The organism is Paenibacillus sp. B-A-8 (assembly GCF_048572915.1).
Taxonomy (GTDB): Bacteria; Bacillota; Bacilli; order Paenibacillales; family Paenibacillaceae; genus Paenibacillus_AQ.
Genome location: NZ_CP183882.1, coordinates 80,113 through 96,190 on the forward strand (window position 1 = coordinate 80,113; position 16,078 = coordinate 96,190).

General features: G+C 47.6%; 12 protein-coding genes and 2 rRNA genes. All 14 read left to right on the plus strand.

Translation table 11 applies throughout. From position 1 onward, the window contains the following. Positions 1 to 945 carry a peptidylprolyl isomerase gene (locus tag ACN6MV_RS00370; protein ID WP_375104438.1) on the plus strand — a complete coding sequence of 315 codons (945 nt, stop codon included), beginning with the start codon at positions 1 to 3 and terminating at the stop codon, positions 943 to 945. Between the two features lie 174 nt (positions 946 to 1,119). After that, positions 1,120 to 2,058, plus strand: a complete 939-nt coding sequence (gene cysK, locus ACN6MV_RS00375) for a cysteine synthase A (RefSeq protein ID WP_042123166.1) — start codon at positions 1,120 to 1,122, stop codon at positions 2,056 to 2,058. 355 nt (positions 2,059 to 2,413) lie between these two features. Next, on the plus strand, positions 2,414 to 4,021 hold the full coding sequence (locus tag ACN6MV_RS00380; RefSeq protein WP_419885506.1) for an anthranilate synthase component I family protein: 1,608 nt from the start codon (positions 2,414 to 2,416) through the stop codon (positions 4,019 to 4,021). Further along, positions 4,018 to 4,599, plus strand: a complete 582-nt coding sequence (gene pabA / locus ACN6MV_RS00385; protein WP_042123170.1) for an aminodeoxychorismate/anthranilate synthase component II — start codon at positions 4,018 to 4,020, stop codon at positions 4,597 to 4,599. Before ACN6MV_RS00380 ends, pabA begins: the two co-directional genes overlap by 4 nt. Continuing rightward, entirely contained in the window at positions 4,596 to 5,477 is an 882-nt protein-coding gene (gene pabC / locus ACN6MV_RS00390; protein ID WP_042123172.1) for an aminodeoxychorismate lyase, read from the plus strand. Before pabA ends, pabC begins: the two co-directional genes overlap by 4 nt. Further along, positions 5,474 to 6,331: a dihydropteroate synthase gene (folP, locus tag ACN6MV_RS00395; RefSeq protein WP_419885507.1), complete on the plus strand. Its 858-nt coding sequence runs from the start codon at positions 5,474 to 5,476 to the stop codon at positions 6,329 to 6,331. Before pabC ends, folP begins: the two co-directional genes overlap by 4 nt. Positions 6,332 to 6,361: 30 nt before the next feature. Then, positions 6,362 to 6,724: a dihydroneopterin aldolase gene (gene folB / locus ACN6MV_RS00400; RefSeq protein ID WP_042183904.1), complete on the plus strand. Its 363-nt coding sequence runs from the start codon at positions 6,362 to 6,364 to the stop codon at positions 6,722 to 6,724. Between the two features lie 11 nt (positions 6,725 to 6,735). Further along, positions 6,736 to 7,287 (plus strand): 2-amino-4-hydroxy-6-hydroxymethyldihydropteridine diphosphokinase, encoded by a 552-nt coding sequence (gene folK, locus ACN6MV_RS00405; RefSeq protein ID WP_339288725.1) that lies wholly within the window; start codon positions 6,736 to 6,738, stop codon positions 7,285 to 7,287. Continuing rightward, on the plus strand, positions 7,239 to 7,448 hold the full coding sequence (locus tag ACN6MV_RS00410; protein ID WP_042123178.1) for a helix-turn-helix domain-containing protein: 210 nt from the start codon (positions 7,239 to 7,241) through the stop codon (positions 7,446 to 7,448). Before folK ends, ACN6MV_RS00410 begins: the two co-directional genes overlap by 49 nt. A gap of 39 nt (positions 7,449 to 7,487) precedes the next feature. Continuing rightward, on the plus strand, positions 7,488 to 8,504 hold the full coding sequence (dusB, locus tag ACN6MV_RS00415) for a tRNA dihydrouridine synthase DusB (protein ID WP_042123180.1): 1,017 nt from the start codon (positions 7,488 to 7,490) through the stop codon (positions 8,502 to 8,504). 201 nt (positions 8,505 to 8,705) lie between these two features. Further along, positions 8,706 to 9,185 carry a transcription elongation factor GreA gene (gene greA, locus ACN6MV_RS00420; protein WP_042123182.1) on the plus strand — a complete coding sequence of 160 codons (480 nt, stop codon included), beginning with the start codon at positions 8,706 to 8,708 and terminating at the stop codon, positions 9,183 to 9,185. Positions 9,186 to 9,341: 156 nt separating this feature from the next. After that, the gene (gene lysS / locus ACN6MV_RS00425) at positions 9,342 to 10,862 is read left to right on the plus strand and encodes a lysine--tRNA ligase (RefSeq protein ID WP_341109972.1); all 1,521 of its coding nucleotides are present in this window, start codon (positions 9,342 to 9,344) and stop codon (positions 10,860 to 10,862) included. A gap of 407 nt (positions 10,863 to 11,269) precedes the next feature. After that, positions 11,270 to 12,827, plus strand: a 16S ribosomal RNA gene (locus tag ACN6MV_RS00430). Positions 12,828 to 13,060: 233 nt separating this feature from the next. Continuing rightward, positions 13,061 to 15,989: ribosomal RNA gene (locus ACN6MV_RS00435) — 23S ribosomal RNA — on the plus strand. The 16S and 23S rRNA genes sit together here, the layout of an rRNA operon. The last annotated feature ends 89 nt before the right edge of the window (positions 15,990 to 16,078 follow it).

Sequence of the window (16,078 nt, forward strand, 5' to 3'; positions counted from 1 at the left end):
ATGATGACGAGACAGGAACGCGCACTTCGCAATACGGTTGTTATTCTAGCTGTTGCATCTTTAATGCTCGGGGGTCTGTTATTCTGGAGTTTACGCGCCATGGCCCTTCTAAAAGGAGATACAACAGAGAGTGAAATATCGGAGATAGCGACTGCAGGCGGGCAACCGATAACAGATAAGCAGTGGATGGATGAGCTGAAAAAAAAGCATGGTTACGAAGTGCTAGTTGGAATAATTAATCATATTGTTGTGGAGATGGAAGCTAAGGCTCTGGGGATTACTGTGACGGATGATGAGGTTGAGCAGGAGCTTGCACGAACTATGGTTGGATACGGATCCGAAGAACAGTATTATGCGCAAATGCAGTCTCAGCTGGGTTTATCCCGTCAGGAAGTGTTCGCAGAGACAGCTTATCGTCTAACCTTACAAGCGATAGCCACCGTGGGTATTACGATTAATGAAGCGGATATCGATACTTATTTAGATCAAAATGCTGAGCGGTTTACTCCGAAAAGAGAACTAGAGCTCTCCATGATCAAGGTTTCATCTTATGAAGAAGGCGAGCAGGTAATGGATCGTTTGGAGCAGGGTGAGAACTTTGCTGATTTGGCTAGGGAAGTGTCCATTGATGAAGCGAGTCGGCAGCAAGGAGGCAGCTTGGGGAAGGTGGAGGAAGACGATCCTTTTTGGCCTGAAGGACTGCTTAAGACTGCGGCTAGTTTGGATGCGGGTGATATAGCGGGACCGATTCAGGCGGAGGACGACTTCGCTATCATTCGACTAGAGAGTATTCACTCTCCAGCAGTTCCGGACCAGAAGGAGATACGGGCGCTGATACGTCAAGAACTGGCTTTGGAGCAAGCACCTCCTCTACAACAAGTAGAGAGTGATTTGCGTACAAAATATGATGTGGCAATAAATATTGACAACAGCCTGCAAGATTGATAATATGATATTAACGTAAAACCTACCGTTTTAGTCGGAAATAACTAACGGTGGTCAAATATCTACACCTCTTTATAGCAGTTATTACTGCGTAAAAGGCACCCACATACAGAAGAGTAAAGTCATAATTTACGTTCTTATATTGCACTTATCATTCTAAGGAGGTTTTTGCTCATGGCTAAAGTCGTTAACAACGTAACAGAATTGATCGGCGGTACTCCGCTCGTTCGTTTGAATCGTCTGGCACAGGAAGGCTCCGCAGATATTTATTTGAAATTGGAATATCAGAACCCGGGATCAAGCGTAAAAGACCGTATCGCAATCAGCATCGTGGAAGAAGCTGAGCGCGAAGGTCTACTGAAGCCAGGAGGTACAATTGTAGAAGCAACTAGTGGTAATACTGGTATCGGCTTGGCACTTGTAGCTGCGGCTAAAGGTTATAAGGCAGTTATCGTAATGCCTGAAACCATGAGCTTGGAGCGTCGCAATCTACTTCGTGCATACGGAGCAGAATTGGTACTAACTCCAGGATCGGAAGGCATGAATGGTGCGGTTAAGAAAGCGGAAGAAATTCTGAAAGAGAACCCAAGCTATTTCCCATCCGAGCAATTCAAGAATAAAGCGAACGTGAAGATCCACCGTGAGACCACTGGACCTGAAATCGTTGAAGCGATTGAGTCCATCGGTGGCCCACTGGATGCTTTTATTGCAGGTATCGGAACAGGTGGAACGATCACGGGTGCAGGTGAAGTGCTGAAGAGCAAATATCCTGACGTGAAGATCTATGCTGTGGAACCTGCTGCTTCTCCAATCTTGGCAGGAGGCAAACCAGGCCCTCACAAAATCCAGGGTATCGGAGCTAACTTCATTCCTGAGATTCTGAACCAGGATATTTATGATGAGATTATCCATGTAGAGAACGATGAAGCATTCGAAACTGCACGCCGTGTAGCTAAAGAAGAAGGCGTTCTTTCCGGTATTTCTTCAGGTGCTGCTGTGTTTGCGGCGCTTAAGGTAGCTAAAGACTTGGGTCCTGGCAAAAAGGTAGTTGTCATTATTCCAAGTAACGGTGAACGTTACCTGAGCACACCACTTTACAATTTCGAAGCGTAATTGCTTGCAATAACGTAAATCTATAAGAGTCTTCATACCACCCTTTTGGTGGTGATGGAGACTCTTTTCGTTGATTAATAAGGCAAAAGGTTCTGTACATATACGGCAGGCTTGACGCGGTAACATCATTATTGTTGAAAAACACTTTGCTTTTTACTGAAAACGCAAAAACCATAATAATTTCCTATCGCTGGGGGCTTTTCAATAATGCCTTAAGTACAGTATACTGACAGGCAACATACTACTGACGATTTAAAATAGGCGAGGGCTGGACAAAACTAATGGAATGCTTACGAAGCGAGTTTTGTCCCGAAGATTAAATTGTAGGATTATGCTAGACAAAACTTTTAGGAGGATGGCTTTGGAAATCATAACGACATGGCATGAGTGGGAACAATGGGCAGCTGAGGACTGGAGCATGTTCCCTTTAATAATAAAATCCCCCCGGTGCACAAACGAGTTGCCTGCATCGTGGGAGAAGGCCTGGGAATTAGCTTCCCAGTATTCTGTAGTCTTAGAAAGTGGCAAGGGCGGGCGCTTTACGTACTTAGGCTTAAATCCTGTCTCCATATTGAAGGGCAAAGAGGACAAGGCCGAAGTATTTAACTTTTCTACTGAATCTCTGGAATCAGCGGACGATGAGGAAATACATGAGGTAACAACGTTGCAAGGACAGCCGCTGGAACTGCTACAGCAATGGATGTCTGGCTTCACCTCGCCAAGTCTAAATGTTCAGGGCATTCCTCCATTTACAGGTGGATGCATTGGATTTCTAGGGTACGATGTGGTCCGCTCATTGGAGCGTTTGCCGTCTCTTGCACAAGATGATCCTGGTTTTCCTGATTATCTTTTTATGAGGATGGATGAGGTATGGATTTATGATCATGAAGAGCATGTGCTTTATTGTGCAGTTCACGTCCCGGTTCCAGCAGAATGCGGGATGGAGGAATTGCAGAACCTTTACCTCGGGGGGATAGAGCAGGCCGGGCGAATGGTTGAGCAATGGCAGTTGATTTCTTCAACCTCGGGCTTGAACAAAGAAACCGTAGATCGCATTGAATCCATTACGGCTTCATCAGGAGAGTGGCCGGGCATGACCTCGGCTTTTTCACCAGAGAAGTTCCAGCAGGCTGTGCTGGACGTTCAGGAATACATCCGCCAAGGCGATGTATTCCAAGTGAACCTCTCGCTGCGCCAGGAGGCGCAGCTGAAGTCCTCGCCGGAGGATGTTTACGAGTGGCTGCGCAAGCTCAATCCGTCCCCGTACATGGGGCTCTTGCGGTCGCCCGGCTTCGCGCTGTCCAGCGCTTCACCGGAGCTGCTCGTCAAGCTGCACGGGGACAAAGTGATCGCACGGCCAATCGCCGGCACCCGGCGCCGAGGCCTGACTCCCGCGGAGGATGCCGCCATGGAGGCGGAGCTTCGCGGGAGCGAAAAAGAGATCGCCGAGCATATCATGCTTGTCGATCTAGAGCGCAACGACATTGGACGTGTCGCTGCATACGGGTCCGTCAGCGTGCCTGAGCTGATGACGGTGGAGCGCTACTCTCATGTGATGCATCTCGTTTCGCAGGTTGAGGGCCAGGTCGCGCCTGATAAGGACGCTTACGCTGTTATCGCAGCTTTGTTCCCGGGGGGAACGATTACAGGTGCGCCTAAAGTAAGAACAATGGAAATCATTGAAGAACTGGAGCCGGTTCGGCGCGGACCGTATACAGGATCCATGGGCTTTATTGACTATAACGGAAATATGGAATTAAATATTATTATTAGAACACTGGCTGTAAAGGATGGAGTCGGATATATTCAGACAGGTGCAGGCATCGTGATCGACTCTGATCCATATCGTGAATACCGTGAATGCCATAATAAAGCCAAAGCGGTAGTGAAGGCAGTCCTCTGTAGTGAATTGCAGCAGGAATCCCAAACTACCGGCGGCGCCGAAGGGGGAGAAACACTGTGATCTTGGTCATCGATAATTATGATTCCTTTACGTATAACCTCGTGCAGTATTTGGGGGAACTAGGGGAAGAGGTTAAAGTACACCGCAACGATGAAATTACCATTGAAGAGATTGAAAAAATGGCTCCCGATCATATTCTAATTTCTCCAGGACCATGTACACCTAATGAAGCGGGGATCAGTTTGGAATTATTGCATCATTTCAAAGGTATTATTCCGATCTTCGGCGTATGCCTTGGACATCAGGCGATTGGCCAAGCATTTGGTGGCAATGTTATTCGTGCAGAGCGTTTGATGCATGGAAAGACATCTCCGATTCATCATAAAGGCACGTCGGTTTTTGAAGGTCTGGAGTCTCCTTTTACAGCAACTAGATATCATTCTTTGATTGTTGAACGTGAGAGTCTGCCGGATTGTCTGGAGATTACAGCGGAGACTGAAGAAGGGGAGATTATGGCACTGCGCCATAAAGAATACCCTATCGAAGGTGTGCAGTTCCACCCGGAATCTATTATTACGGATCATGGTCATACGATGCTGCGTAATTTCTTGAAACGGAGAGCCGGAGAAACGGCATGAAATATATAGGATTTAACAATGATGTCATAGATGCACGACAAGCCGTGGTTTCCGCCCTGGATCACGGCTTTTTATACGGCATAGGGTTATTCGAGACTTTTCGGACGTATGGTGGACTGCCTTTTTTGCTGGAGCGTCATTTGAAGCGTATGGCGGAGGGGTGTAAGGAGCTTGGTATTCCCTTTGAGCAGGATGCTGAACATCTGCAGGAGTGGATTCAACGTGTTATGGACAAAAATGAATTAAAGGAAGCTTATATACGCTATACCGTGACCGCTGGCGAGGATATTCTCGGATTACCGGCGGACGATTACCGTGAGCCTAATCATTTGCTGTACATCAAAGCGCTCCCGAAAGCTCCTGATAAACTATATACCGAAGGCAAAGAGCTGCAACTGTTGTCCTTACGACGTAACACTCCTGAGGGAGCAGTGCGGTTCAAGTCGCTGCATTATATGAATAATATTTTGGCCAAGCGTGAGCTTAGGGGGTATGCCTCTGCTTCGAATGGTTCTGAAGGACTGATGTTGACCGAACAAGAGATCATAGCAGAGGGCATTGTCAGCAACATCTTTTTTATAAAAAACAATATTCTCCATACGCCGGATATCTCAACTGGGATTCTGCCGGGAATTACCCGGGAAATGGTAATGGAGCTGGCTCGTAGTGCTGGAATTAGGGTAGAAGAGGGCGCATATCACTGGGAGCAGTTGAAAATAGCCGACGAAGTATTTCTTACTAATTCCGTGCAAGAAATTGTTCCTGTCACAACGCTTTGGGAAAAAGATAAAAGATTTACCGTAGGCGATGGCCTTTGCGGCAAGATTACTTCGGTTATGATTTCAGCCTATAGAGAAAGGACGGGAGTATCGAATTGAGACCAATCATATTTAAGCGGACGTACCGCTGTGGGAGTACAGATTTACAATTGGGAGATCGAACGCTGATTATGGGCATCCTGAATGTAACCCCGGATTCTTTTTCAGATGGAGGACTTTGGGATCATCCGGACAAAGCAGTAGAACATGCGCTGCGCATGGCTGCCGACGGTGCTGATATTATAGATATTGGTGGGGAGTCTACCCGTCCGGGTCATAAACCGGTGGGGCTTGAAGAGGAACTAGCGCGTGTATTACCTGTCATCGAGAGTATTCATCGAGCGGCACCGCATATTCCTTTATCTATTGATACCTACAAAGCTGAAGTGGCACGCCAAGCTATTGCCGCTGGTGCTCATATCATTAATGACATATGGGGATGTAAGGCAGATCCGGAAATGGCGGCAGTGGCAGCAGCTGCGGACTGTCCTATTATTTTGATGCATAACCGTCAGGATCGTGAGTATACAAATCTAAGTGCAGATATGTCGGCAGACCTTAAGGAAAGTATTGACCTTGCTTTAGCCGCAGGCGTGAAGCCGGCCAATATTATCTTGGATCCAGGGATCGGCTTTGCTAAGGATTTTAATGAAAATTTGCAGGCAATGATACTTTTAGACCGATTAACTGATCTTGGCTATCCGCTGTTACTCGCGACTTCACGCAAAAAATTCATCCGGACGGTACTTGATTTACCCTCTGATGATGTTGTCGAAGGTACCGCAGCTACTGTAGCTTTCGGTATTGCTCAAGGCTGCCAGATCGTACGTGTGCATGATGTATCCCTGATTAAAAGAACGGTCAAGATGTGTGATGCGATGTTGTATGCTGCACCTCCAGTGGTGCGTGAATAAAGATATTTTAGAAAAAGGGCGGGTTTAAAGATGGATAAAATGACGCTGCATCGAATGGAATACTACGGATATCATGGTGTATTTGAAGAGGAGCGTAAGCTGGGTCAACGTTTTTACATTGATTTGGAGCTGGAGCTTGATCTGCAGGGAGCGGGTCAGAATGATGATTTGAACCAGACGGTGAACTATGCTGAAGTGCATGAGCTGGTCAAAAATATTGTCGAAATAAAGTCCTTTAAGTTGATTGAAGCTTTGGCAGAATACATTGCATCCTCCGTACTGGACACTTATACTGTTATCAATGCAGTAACGGTAAAAGTAACTAAACCGCATCCGCCATTCGACATTCATTTTCAGGGAGTGACTGTAGAGCTGCGCAGAACTAGAAAGTGAGAACAATGTCCATGAATATACATTCCACCTCTGAAGAATCAGAGGCTTATATTGCTTTAGGGGCTAATTTGGGTGACCGTGAGGGTACGCTGTCAGAGGCTTTGAACAGACTGAATAATCATGATGAAATAAAGGTGGTTCGCTGCTCCAAAGTTTACGAGACAGAGCCTGTAGGTTATTTAGATCAGCCACAGTTTCTCAATATGGCAGCAGCTTTGCGCACGACGCTTGCGCCAGAGACCTTGCTGGAAGTAATGCTGGGGATTGAGACGCAGCTGGGTCGTATCCGGGATATCCGGTATGGGCCGAGAACGGTAGATCTAGATCTATTGTGGGTAGAGGGGCAGACACTGGATACCCCGCATTTAACGTTACCGCATCCGCGTATGTTTGAGCGTGCATTTGTAATGCTTCCGCTCAGTGATATCGTTCCACAGGACGAACAGTCTTCCGGACTCCGCAAGTTGATCACAGCAGCGCTTCAAGACATAGACGGGAAGGAAGGAATTCGGTTGTGGACAACAAGCGTATGGGACGGAGGATCAGGGCATTCCGCAAGCTAAAAGGCTACACTCAACAGGAGCTTGCGGATCTCGCTGGGATTTCATTGGCTGTGCTTGGCGCAGTCGAGAGAGGCAACAGACATTTGGAAGATCAAATTTTAGATAAAATTGCGAATGTCCTAGGGGTTACAACCGAAGAATTGGCAAATCCTAACTCATAATTTTTAAGGAATACAAATAGGAATAAGGAAATGATACGAATGCTGAAGATTGGCGACATTGAGATGAAGAATCAAGTTGTTCTGGCACCTATGGCTGGCGTTTGCAATCCAGCTTTTCGTCTAATCGCTAAAGAGTTTGGTACAGGTTTAGTCTGTGCAGAAATGGTGAGCGACAAGGCTATTATTCACGGAAATACGCGTACTCGCGAAATGTTGTTCGTGGATGAACGTGAGAAACCGCTTAGTTTGCAGATTTTTGGTGGAGACAGAGAGTCACTGGTACAAGCGGCAAAAGTAGTTGATAAAGAGACCAATGCTGATATTATCGATATCAATATGGGATGCCCGGTGCCTAAAGTAACAAAATGTGATGCGGGAGCCCGTTGGCTTCTGAATCCCGACAAAATCTATGAAATGGTATCCGCGGTTGTCGATGTTGTTGATAAGCCTGTAACTGTGAAGATGCGGATTGGCTGGGATAGTGAGCATATTTTTGTCGAAGATAATGCGCGTGCAGTAGAACGTGCGGGTGGCAAGGCTGTCAGTGTACACGGACGAACACGGGAGCAACTCTACACGGGTCGTGCGGATTGGAATTATATCAAGATGGCAAAGGAAGCGGTCTCCATTCCGGTTATCGGCAATGGGGATGTCAATACACCTGAAGATGCTCGGGCTATGCTTGATCAGACGGGTTGTGATGGTGTGATGATCGGGCGTGGTGCGCTAGGTAACCCATGGATGCTGTATCGTACGATTCAGTATTTAAGCACCGGGGAACTGATGCCTGAGCCGGGGTTAGATGAGAAAATTAAGGTTGCCATTCTTCATATGGATCGACTGGTTGCTCTTAAGGGAGAAGCCATTGCTGTTCGTGATATGCGTAAGCATATGGCTTGGTATTTAAAAGGCCTAAAGTCTGCTGCACGTGTGAAGGATGTACTCATGTTAGAGACCAAACGTGATGGAATGGTGAAGATTTTGAATGATTTTGTCGTTCAACTTCAGCATGAAGAAGCGAATAAGGGGAATGAAATGTCTTCATCCGCAGTATAAACGTTATTTTCCTAACGCTTTTTGAACACATCCCACTTTATATGTGGTGTCATTGACATTTTGTAGCGGTTCCAATATAATTTCACAGTATAAAATCGCCGTTACAGTAAGAGCAATGCAGCAGGGAGTGTTCTTATCCTCCTAGATTAGCATATAGTATGGTGTTTTCAATAATTGTATACGACAGGAGAATCGGTTGAGATGAGCGATAAAGAAGTCATCCTTACGCCGGACGGGCTAAAGCGTCTGGAAGATGAGCTGGAGACCCTCAAATCTGTGAAACGCCGTGAGGTTGCTGAACGGATTAAGGTAGCGATTGGCTACGGAGATATCAGTGAGAACTCGGAGTATGAAGACGCGAAGAATGAGCAGGCTTTTATCGAAGGACGCGTTATCACCTTGGAGAAGATGCTTCGCAACGCGCGCATCATTAATAGCGACGAGATCGTTACTGATGTGGTAAGTATCGGTGTTACTGTAAGTGTAGAAGATTTGGAATATGGTGACACTATGGAATACACGATCGTAGGTACAGCGGAGTCCGATCCACTAAATAATAAGATCTCCAACGAAAGTCCAGTAGGCAAAGCCATCATCGGCAAGAAAATAGGCACGATTGTTGACGTTAATACACCTGCAGGCGTTATTCAATATAAAATTCTCGATATCAGAATGAAGTAGTGTACAGATCTTATAGTCTGTAAATAGATGTGCTGCCGAATGTATAAGTAGTTTTGTTGTATGCAGGCAGATAAGGGAACATTGTTTGGGAAAGCTTCCTTAGGGAAGCTTTTTTTCAAAATATAAGGGATTTATATCTGCAAGGGGATGAATAGCATGACCGAGGAAATCAATAATGTGGAAAATGCAGAGAACGAACTTAGTGAGCTTTTGCAAATCCGCCGTGCCAAATTGGACGAGCTTAGAGGACTTGGTATCGATCCTTTCGGCAAAAAGTATGAGCGTACAGCTAACGCTGGCGACTTAGTATCGAAGTATGATGGACTTTCTAAAGAAGAATTGGACGAGCTATCCGTTGAAGTCAGCATAGCAGGCCGTATTATGGCAAAACGTGTGATGGGTAAAGCTAGTTTTGCGCATATCCAAGACCTCAGTGGAAGAATCCAACTTTATGTTCGTCAAGACAGCATTCCTGAAACGCAATACGCAGCGTTCAATGTTCTCGATCTAGGAGATATCATCGGCGTTCGCGGAACAGTATTCAAAACTAAAACAGGCGAGACCTCCATCAAAGTGCATAATCTCGAAGTCTTGTCCAAGTCCTTGTTACCACTTCCTGAGAAATATCATGGCCTTAAAGATGTAGAGCTGCGTTACCGTCAGCGTTATGTTGATTTGATTATTAATCCAGAAGTTCAACAGACATTTATTGCTCGTTCAAGAATCATTCAATCGATGCGTCGTTATTTGGATTCACTTGGTTATCTTGAAGTCGAAACACCTACACTTCATGCGATTGCCGGTGGAGCTGCTGCGCGTCCGTTTATCACTTACCACAATACGCTTGAAATGCAGCTGTATATGCGTATTGCGATTGAGCTTCATTTGAAACGTCTTATTGTTGGTGGACTGGAAAAAGTGTACGAAATCGGTCGTGTCTACCGTAATGAAGGAATTTCGACTCGCCACAATCCTGAGTTTACTATGATTGAGTTGTATGAAGCCTATGCTGATTACAAGGACATCATGAATCTTACGGAGAATATGATCGCTCATATTGCCCAAGAAGTATTAGGAACTCAACAGGTGGACTATCAAGGTAAAGCGGTTGATCTATCCCCAGGATGGCGCCGTGTAACTATGGTTGATGCCGTTAAAGAAGTAACCGGTGTTGATTTCAGTGTTCATATGACAGATGAGGAAGCACAGGCTCTCGCAAAAGAGCACCGTGTACCTGTAGAGAAGCACATGTCTTTCGGTCATATCCTTAATGCTTTCTTCGAGCAATTTGTAGAGGAAACTCTGATTCAGCCTACCTTTGTAATGGGACATCCGGTTGAAATCTCACCACTCGCTAAGAAAAATGATGAGGATCCACGCTTCACCGATCGTTTTGAATTGTTTATTGTGGGTCGTGAGCATGCAAATGCATTTAGTGAATTGAATGATCCGATCGACCAACGTCAACGCTTTGAAGCGCAAATCCAGGAGAAAGAGCAAGGAAATGACGAAGCTCATGAGATGGACGATGACTTCATCCGTGCTTTGGAATATGGTATGCCTCCTACTGGCGGACTAGGAATCGGTGTTGACCGTTTGATTATGTTGCTTACGAATTCTGCATCTATTCGTGATGTACTGCTGTTCCCGCATATGCGTAACCGTACAAACGAATAGTATTTATACAACAATGAGCACGGGGGGGCTGTCTAACGGCGGTTCTCCTTGGCTACTGTTGATCAGAAGGTAAGGGTTTCAGTATTGTTTTGAGGATATATAGCTTAATACTAATTTGTTTGAAAAAAAGTGTTGCATTCAATCTCCATACATGATATATTCTAAGTCCGGCCAAGAAGTACACATGCCGAGCTCGAAAAAGAAGTTAAAAAAAGAGCTTGACATTAAATAGCCGAACATGATATAGTATAAGAGTTGCTGCTGAGACATTAAACGGCGCCAACGAGAACTTGATCTTTGAAAACTGAACAACGAGTGAGTAGGAAATCACGAAAGTGAAATCCAAAATTAGAGAATTAATTTTCTCGTCAGATGTTTCAAAATGAGCATATCGCTCTTTTCAATACTAATTGGAGAGTTTGATCCTGGCTCAGGACGAACGCTGGCGGCGTGCCTAATACATGCAAGTCGAGCGGAGTTATTTTGAAAGCTTGCTTTCAAAATAACTTAGCGGCGGACGGGTGAGTAACACGTAGGCAACCTGCCCCTTAGACTGGGATAACTACCGGAAACGGTAGCTAATACCGGATAATTTCTTTTTTCTCCTGAAGAAAGAATGAAAGACGGAGCAATCTGTCACTGAGGGATGGGCCTGCGGCGCATTAGCTAGTTGGTGGGGTAACGGCCCACCAAGGCGACGATGCGTAGCCGACCTGAGAGGGTGAACGGCCACACTGGGACTGAGACACGGCCCAGACTCCTACGGGAGGCAGCAGTAGGGAATCTTCCGCAATGGGCGAAAGCCTGACGGAGCAACGCCGCGTGAGTGATGAAGGTTTTCGGATCGTAAAGCTCTGTTGCCAGGGAAGAACGTCCGGTAGAGTAACTGCTATCGGAGTGACGGTACCTGAGAAGAAAGCCCCGGCTAACTACGTGCCAGCAGCCGCGGTAATACGTAGGGGGCAAGCGTTGTCCGGAATTATTGGGCGTAAAGCGCGCGCAGGCGGTCATTTAAGTCTGGTGTTTAAACCTTGGGCTCAACCTAAGGTCGCACTGGAAACTGGGTGACTTGAGTACAGAAGAGGAAAGTGGAATTCCACGTGTAGCGGTGAAATGCGTAGATATGTGGAGGAACACCAGTGGCGAAGGCGACTTTCTGGGCTGTAACTGACGCTGAGGCGCGAAAGCGTGGGGAGCAAACAGGATTAGATACCCTGGTAGTCCACGCCGTAAACGATGAGTGCTAGGTGTTAGGGGTTTCGATACCCTTGGTGCCGAAGTTAACACAGTAAGCACTCCGCCTGGGGAGTACGGTCGCAAGACTGAAACTCAAAGGAATTGACGGGGACCCGCACAAGCAGTGGAGTATGTGGTTTAATTCGAAGCAACGCGAAGAACCTTACCAGGTCTTGACATCCCTCTGAATCTGCTAGAGATAGCAGCGGCCTTCGGGACAGAGGAGACAGGTGGTGCATGGTTGTCGTCAGCTCGTGTCGTGAGATGTTGGGTTAAGTCCCGCAACGAGCGCAACCCTTAACTTTAGTTGCCAGCAAGTAATGTTGGGCACTCTAGAGTGACTGCCGGTGACAAACCGGAGGAAGGTGGGGATGACGTCAAATCATCATGCCCCTTATGACCTGGGCTACACACGTACTACAATGGCCGGTACAACGGGAAGCGAAGCCGCGAGGTGGAGCCAATCCCATCAAAGCCGGTCTCAGTTCGGATTGCAGGCTGCAACTCGCCTGCATGAAGTCGGAATTGCTAGTAATCGCGGATCAGCATGCCGCGGTGAATACGTTCCCGGGTCTTGTACACACCGCCCGTCACACCACGAGAGTTTACAACACCCGAAGTCGGTGGGGTAACCCGCAAGGGAGCCAGCCGCCGAAGGTGGGGTAGATGATTGGGGTGAAGTCGTAACAAGGTAGCCGTATCGGAAGGTGCGGCTGGATCACCTCCTTTCTATGGAGAATCGTCTTCTGCAATGAAGACATTCAAATCGGAAGTTAAACTTCCACAATCTCAGGTTTAGGCCTGTTACTCACTCGTTGCTCAGTTTTGAGAGTTTAAGCTCTCAAGTAAGACTTGATCCTTGAAAACTGGATACCGAAACGAATTTGCGTTTTAGAACATCTTTTAGCAACTTGTGCAAACAAGTAAATGTTATTAGTGAGATTTTTTGAAAGAAAAATCAAGGTTAAGCTAATAAGAGCACACGGAGGATGCCTAGGCGCCAGGAGCCGACGAAGGACGTGGCGAACAACGAAACTGCCTCGGGGAGCTGTAAGCAAGCTTTGATCCGGGGGTGTCCGAATGGGGAAACCCAGCTGTGGTAATTCGCAGTTACTCATACCTGAATACATAGGGTATGTAGAGGCAGACCAGGGGAACTGAAACATCTAAGTACCCTGAGGAAGAGAAAACAATAGTGATTCCGTCAGTAGCGGCGAGCGAACGCGGAACAGCCTAAACCTAAGAGCTTGCTCTTAGGGGTTGTGGGACGTCTCACATGGAGTTACAAAGGAATATGGTAGGTGAAGAGGTCTGGAAAGGCCCGCGATAGAGGTAAAAGCCCTGTAACCTAAACTGTGTTCTCTCCGAGACGGATCCCGAGTAGTGCGGGGCACGTGAAACCCCGTATGAATCCAGCAGGACCATCTGCTAAGGCTAAATACTACCTGGCGACCGATAGTGAAACAGTACCGTGAGGGAAAGGTGAAAAGCACCCCGGAAGGGGAGTGAAATAGAACCTGAAACCGTGTGCTTACAAAAAGTCAGAGCCCTATCTATGGGTGATGGCGTGCCTTTTGTAGAATGAACCGGCGAGTTACGTTTAACATGCAAGGTTAAGTCGAGAAGACGGAGCCGCAGCGAAAGCGAGTCTGAATAGGGCGACTCAGTATGTGGACGTAGACCCGAAACCGTGTGATCTACCCCTGTCCAGGGTGAAGGTGCGGTAACACGCACTGGAGGCCCGAACCCACGCACGTTGAAAAGTGCGGGGATGAGGTGGGGGTAGCGGAGAAATTCCAATCGAACTCGGAGATAGCTGGTTCTCCCCGAAATAGCTTTAGGGCTAGCCTCGGTATAAGAGTAGTGGAGGTAGAGCACTGATTGGGTGCGGGGTCCGCAAGGATTACCAAGCTCAGTCAAACTCCGAATGCCATATACTTATTGCCGGGAGTCAGACAGTGAGTGCTAAGATCCATTGTCAAAAGGGAAACAGCCCAGACCATCAGCTAAGGTCCCCAAGTGTGTGTTAAGTGGGAAAGGATGTGGAGTTGCACAGACAACCAGGATGTTGGCTTAGAAGCAGCCACCATTGAAAGAGTGCGTAATAGCTCACTGGTCGAGTGACTCTGCGCCGAAAATGTAACGGGGCTAAACACACCACCGAAGCTATGGCTAGATACGTATGTATCTGGGGTAGGGGAGCGTTGTATGTGGGTTGAAGGTGTACCGTAAGGAGCGCTGGACAGCATACAAGTGAGAATGCCGGTATGAGTAACGAAAAGATCAGTGAGAATCTGATCCGCCGAAAGCCCAAGGTTTCCTGAGGAAGGCTCGTCCGCTCAGGGTAAGTCGGGACCTAAGGCGAGGCCGAAAGGCGTAGTCGAAGGACAACAGTTTGAAATTACTGTACCACCGTAATCCGCTACGAGCGATGGGGTGACGCAGGAGGGTAGTGACGCGGACTGATGGATATGTCCGTCTAAGCAGTGAGGCTGATGTGTAGGCAAATCCGCACATCATTAAGGCTGGGCTGTGATGGGGAGCGAAAATTGTAGTAGCGAAGGTCATGATCTCACACTGCCAAGAAAAGCCTCTAGCCAGGAGAAGGTGCCCGTACCGCAAACCGACACAGGTAGGCGAGAAGAGAATTCTAAGGCGCGCGGAAGAACTCTCGTTAAGGAACTCGGCAAAATGACCCCGTAACTTCGGGAGAAGGGGTGCCCCGGTAGTGTGAATAGCACGAGGGGGCCGCAGTGAAAAGGCCCAAGCGACTGTTTAGCAAAAACACAGGTCTGTGCGAAGCCGCAAGGCGAAGTATACGGGCTGACGCCTGCCCGGTGCTGGAAGGTTAAGGGGAGTGGTTAGGGGTAACCCGAAGCTATGAACCGAAGCCCCAGTAAACGGCGGCCGTAACTATAACGGTCCTAAGGTAGCGAAATTCCTTGTCAGGTAAATTCTGACCCGCACGAATGGCGTAACGACTTGGGCGCTGTCTCAACGAGAGATCCGGTGAAATTTTAATACCTGTGAAGATGCAGGTTACCCGCGACAAGACGGAAAGACCCCATGGAGCTTTACTGCAGCTTGATATTGAATTTGGGTACGATCTGTACAGGATAGGTGGGAGCCGTAGAAATCGGAGCGCAAGCTTCGGTGGAGGCGCCGTTGGGATACCACCCTGATCGTATCTAGGTTCTAACCTAGTGCCCTAATCGGGTACGGGGACCGTGTCAGGCGGGCAGTTTGACTGGGGCGGTCGCCTCCTAAAGAGTAACGGAGGCGTTCCAAGGTTCCCTCAGAATGGTTGGAAATCATTCGAAGAGTGCAAAGGCATAAGGGAGCTTGACTGCGAGACCTACAAGTCGAGCAGGGACGAAAGTCGGACTTAGTGATCCGGTGGTACCGCATGGAAGGGCCATCGCTCAACGGATAAAAGCTACCCTGGGGATAACAGGCTTATCTCCCCCAAGAGTCCACATCGACGGGGAGGTTTGGCACCTCGATGTCGGCTCATCGCATCCTGGGGCTGAAGTAGGTCCCAAGGGTTGGGCTGTTCGCCCATTAAAGCGGTACGCGAGCTGGGTTCAGAACGTCGTGAGACAGTTCGGTCCCTATCTGTCGTGGGCGCAGGAAATTTGAGAGGAGCTGTCCTTAGTACGAGAGGACCGGGATGGACGTACCGCTGGTGCACCAGTTGTTTCGCCAGAAGCATGGCTGGGTAGCTACGTACGGACGGGATAAGCGCTGAAAGCATCTAAGCGTGAAGCCCCCCTCAAGATGAGATTTCCCAATTAGTAAGACCCCTTGAAGACGACGAGGTAGATAGGTTGGAGGTGGAAGTGCAGTAATGCATGGAGCTGACCAATACTAATCGGTCGAGGGCTTATCCTATACTTAAAACGCAAATTCAATTCGGATTCAGTTTTCAGGCGATTAAGCCTGTAACACGCTTAGAAATTTATTCTCACTTCTGGTGATGA

What these genes read in the sequence shown, in the direction of transcription:
- greA (WP_042123182.1), top strand. Translation starts at nt 8,706, where the DNA reads ATGAGCGATAAAGAAGTCATCCTTACGCCGGACGGGCTAAAGCGTCTG.
- folB (WP_042183904.1), top strand. Translation starts at nt 6,362, where the DNA reads ATGGATAAAATGACGCTGCATCGAATGGAATACTACGGATATCATGGT.
- lysS (WP_341109972.1), top strand. Translation starts at nt 9,342, where the DNA reads ATGACCGAGGAAATCAATAATGTGGAAAATGCAGAGAACGAACTTAGT.
- cysK (WP_042123166.1), top strand. Translation starts at nt 1,120, where the DNA reads ATGGCTAAAGTCGTTAACAACGTAACAGAATTGATCGGCGGTACTCCG.
- ACN6MV_RS00370 (WP_375104438.1), top strand. Translation starts at nt 1, where the DNA reads ATGATGACGAGACAGGAACGCGCACTTCGCAATACGGTTGTTATTCTA.
- dusB (WP_042123180.1), top strand. Translation starts at nt 7,488, where the DNA reads ATGCTGAAGATTGGCGACATTGAGATGAAGAATCAAGTTGTTCTGGCA.
- folK (WP_339288725.1), top strand. Translation starts at nt 6,736, where the DNA reads ATGAATATACATTCCACCTCTGAAGAATCAGAGGCTTATATTGCTTTA.
- ACN6MV_RS00380 (WP_419885506.1), top strand. Translation starts at nt 2,414, where the DNA reads ATGGCTTTGGAAATCATAACGACATGGCATGAGTGGGAACAATGGGCA.
- pabC (WP_042123172.1), top strand. Translation starts at nt 4,596, where the DNA reads ATGAAATATATAGGATTTAACAATGATGTCATAGATGCACGACAAGCC.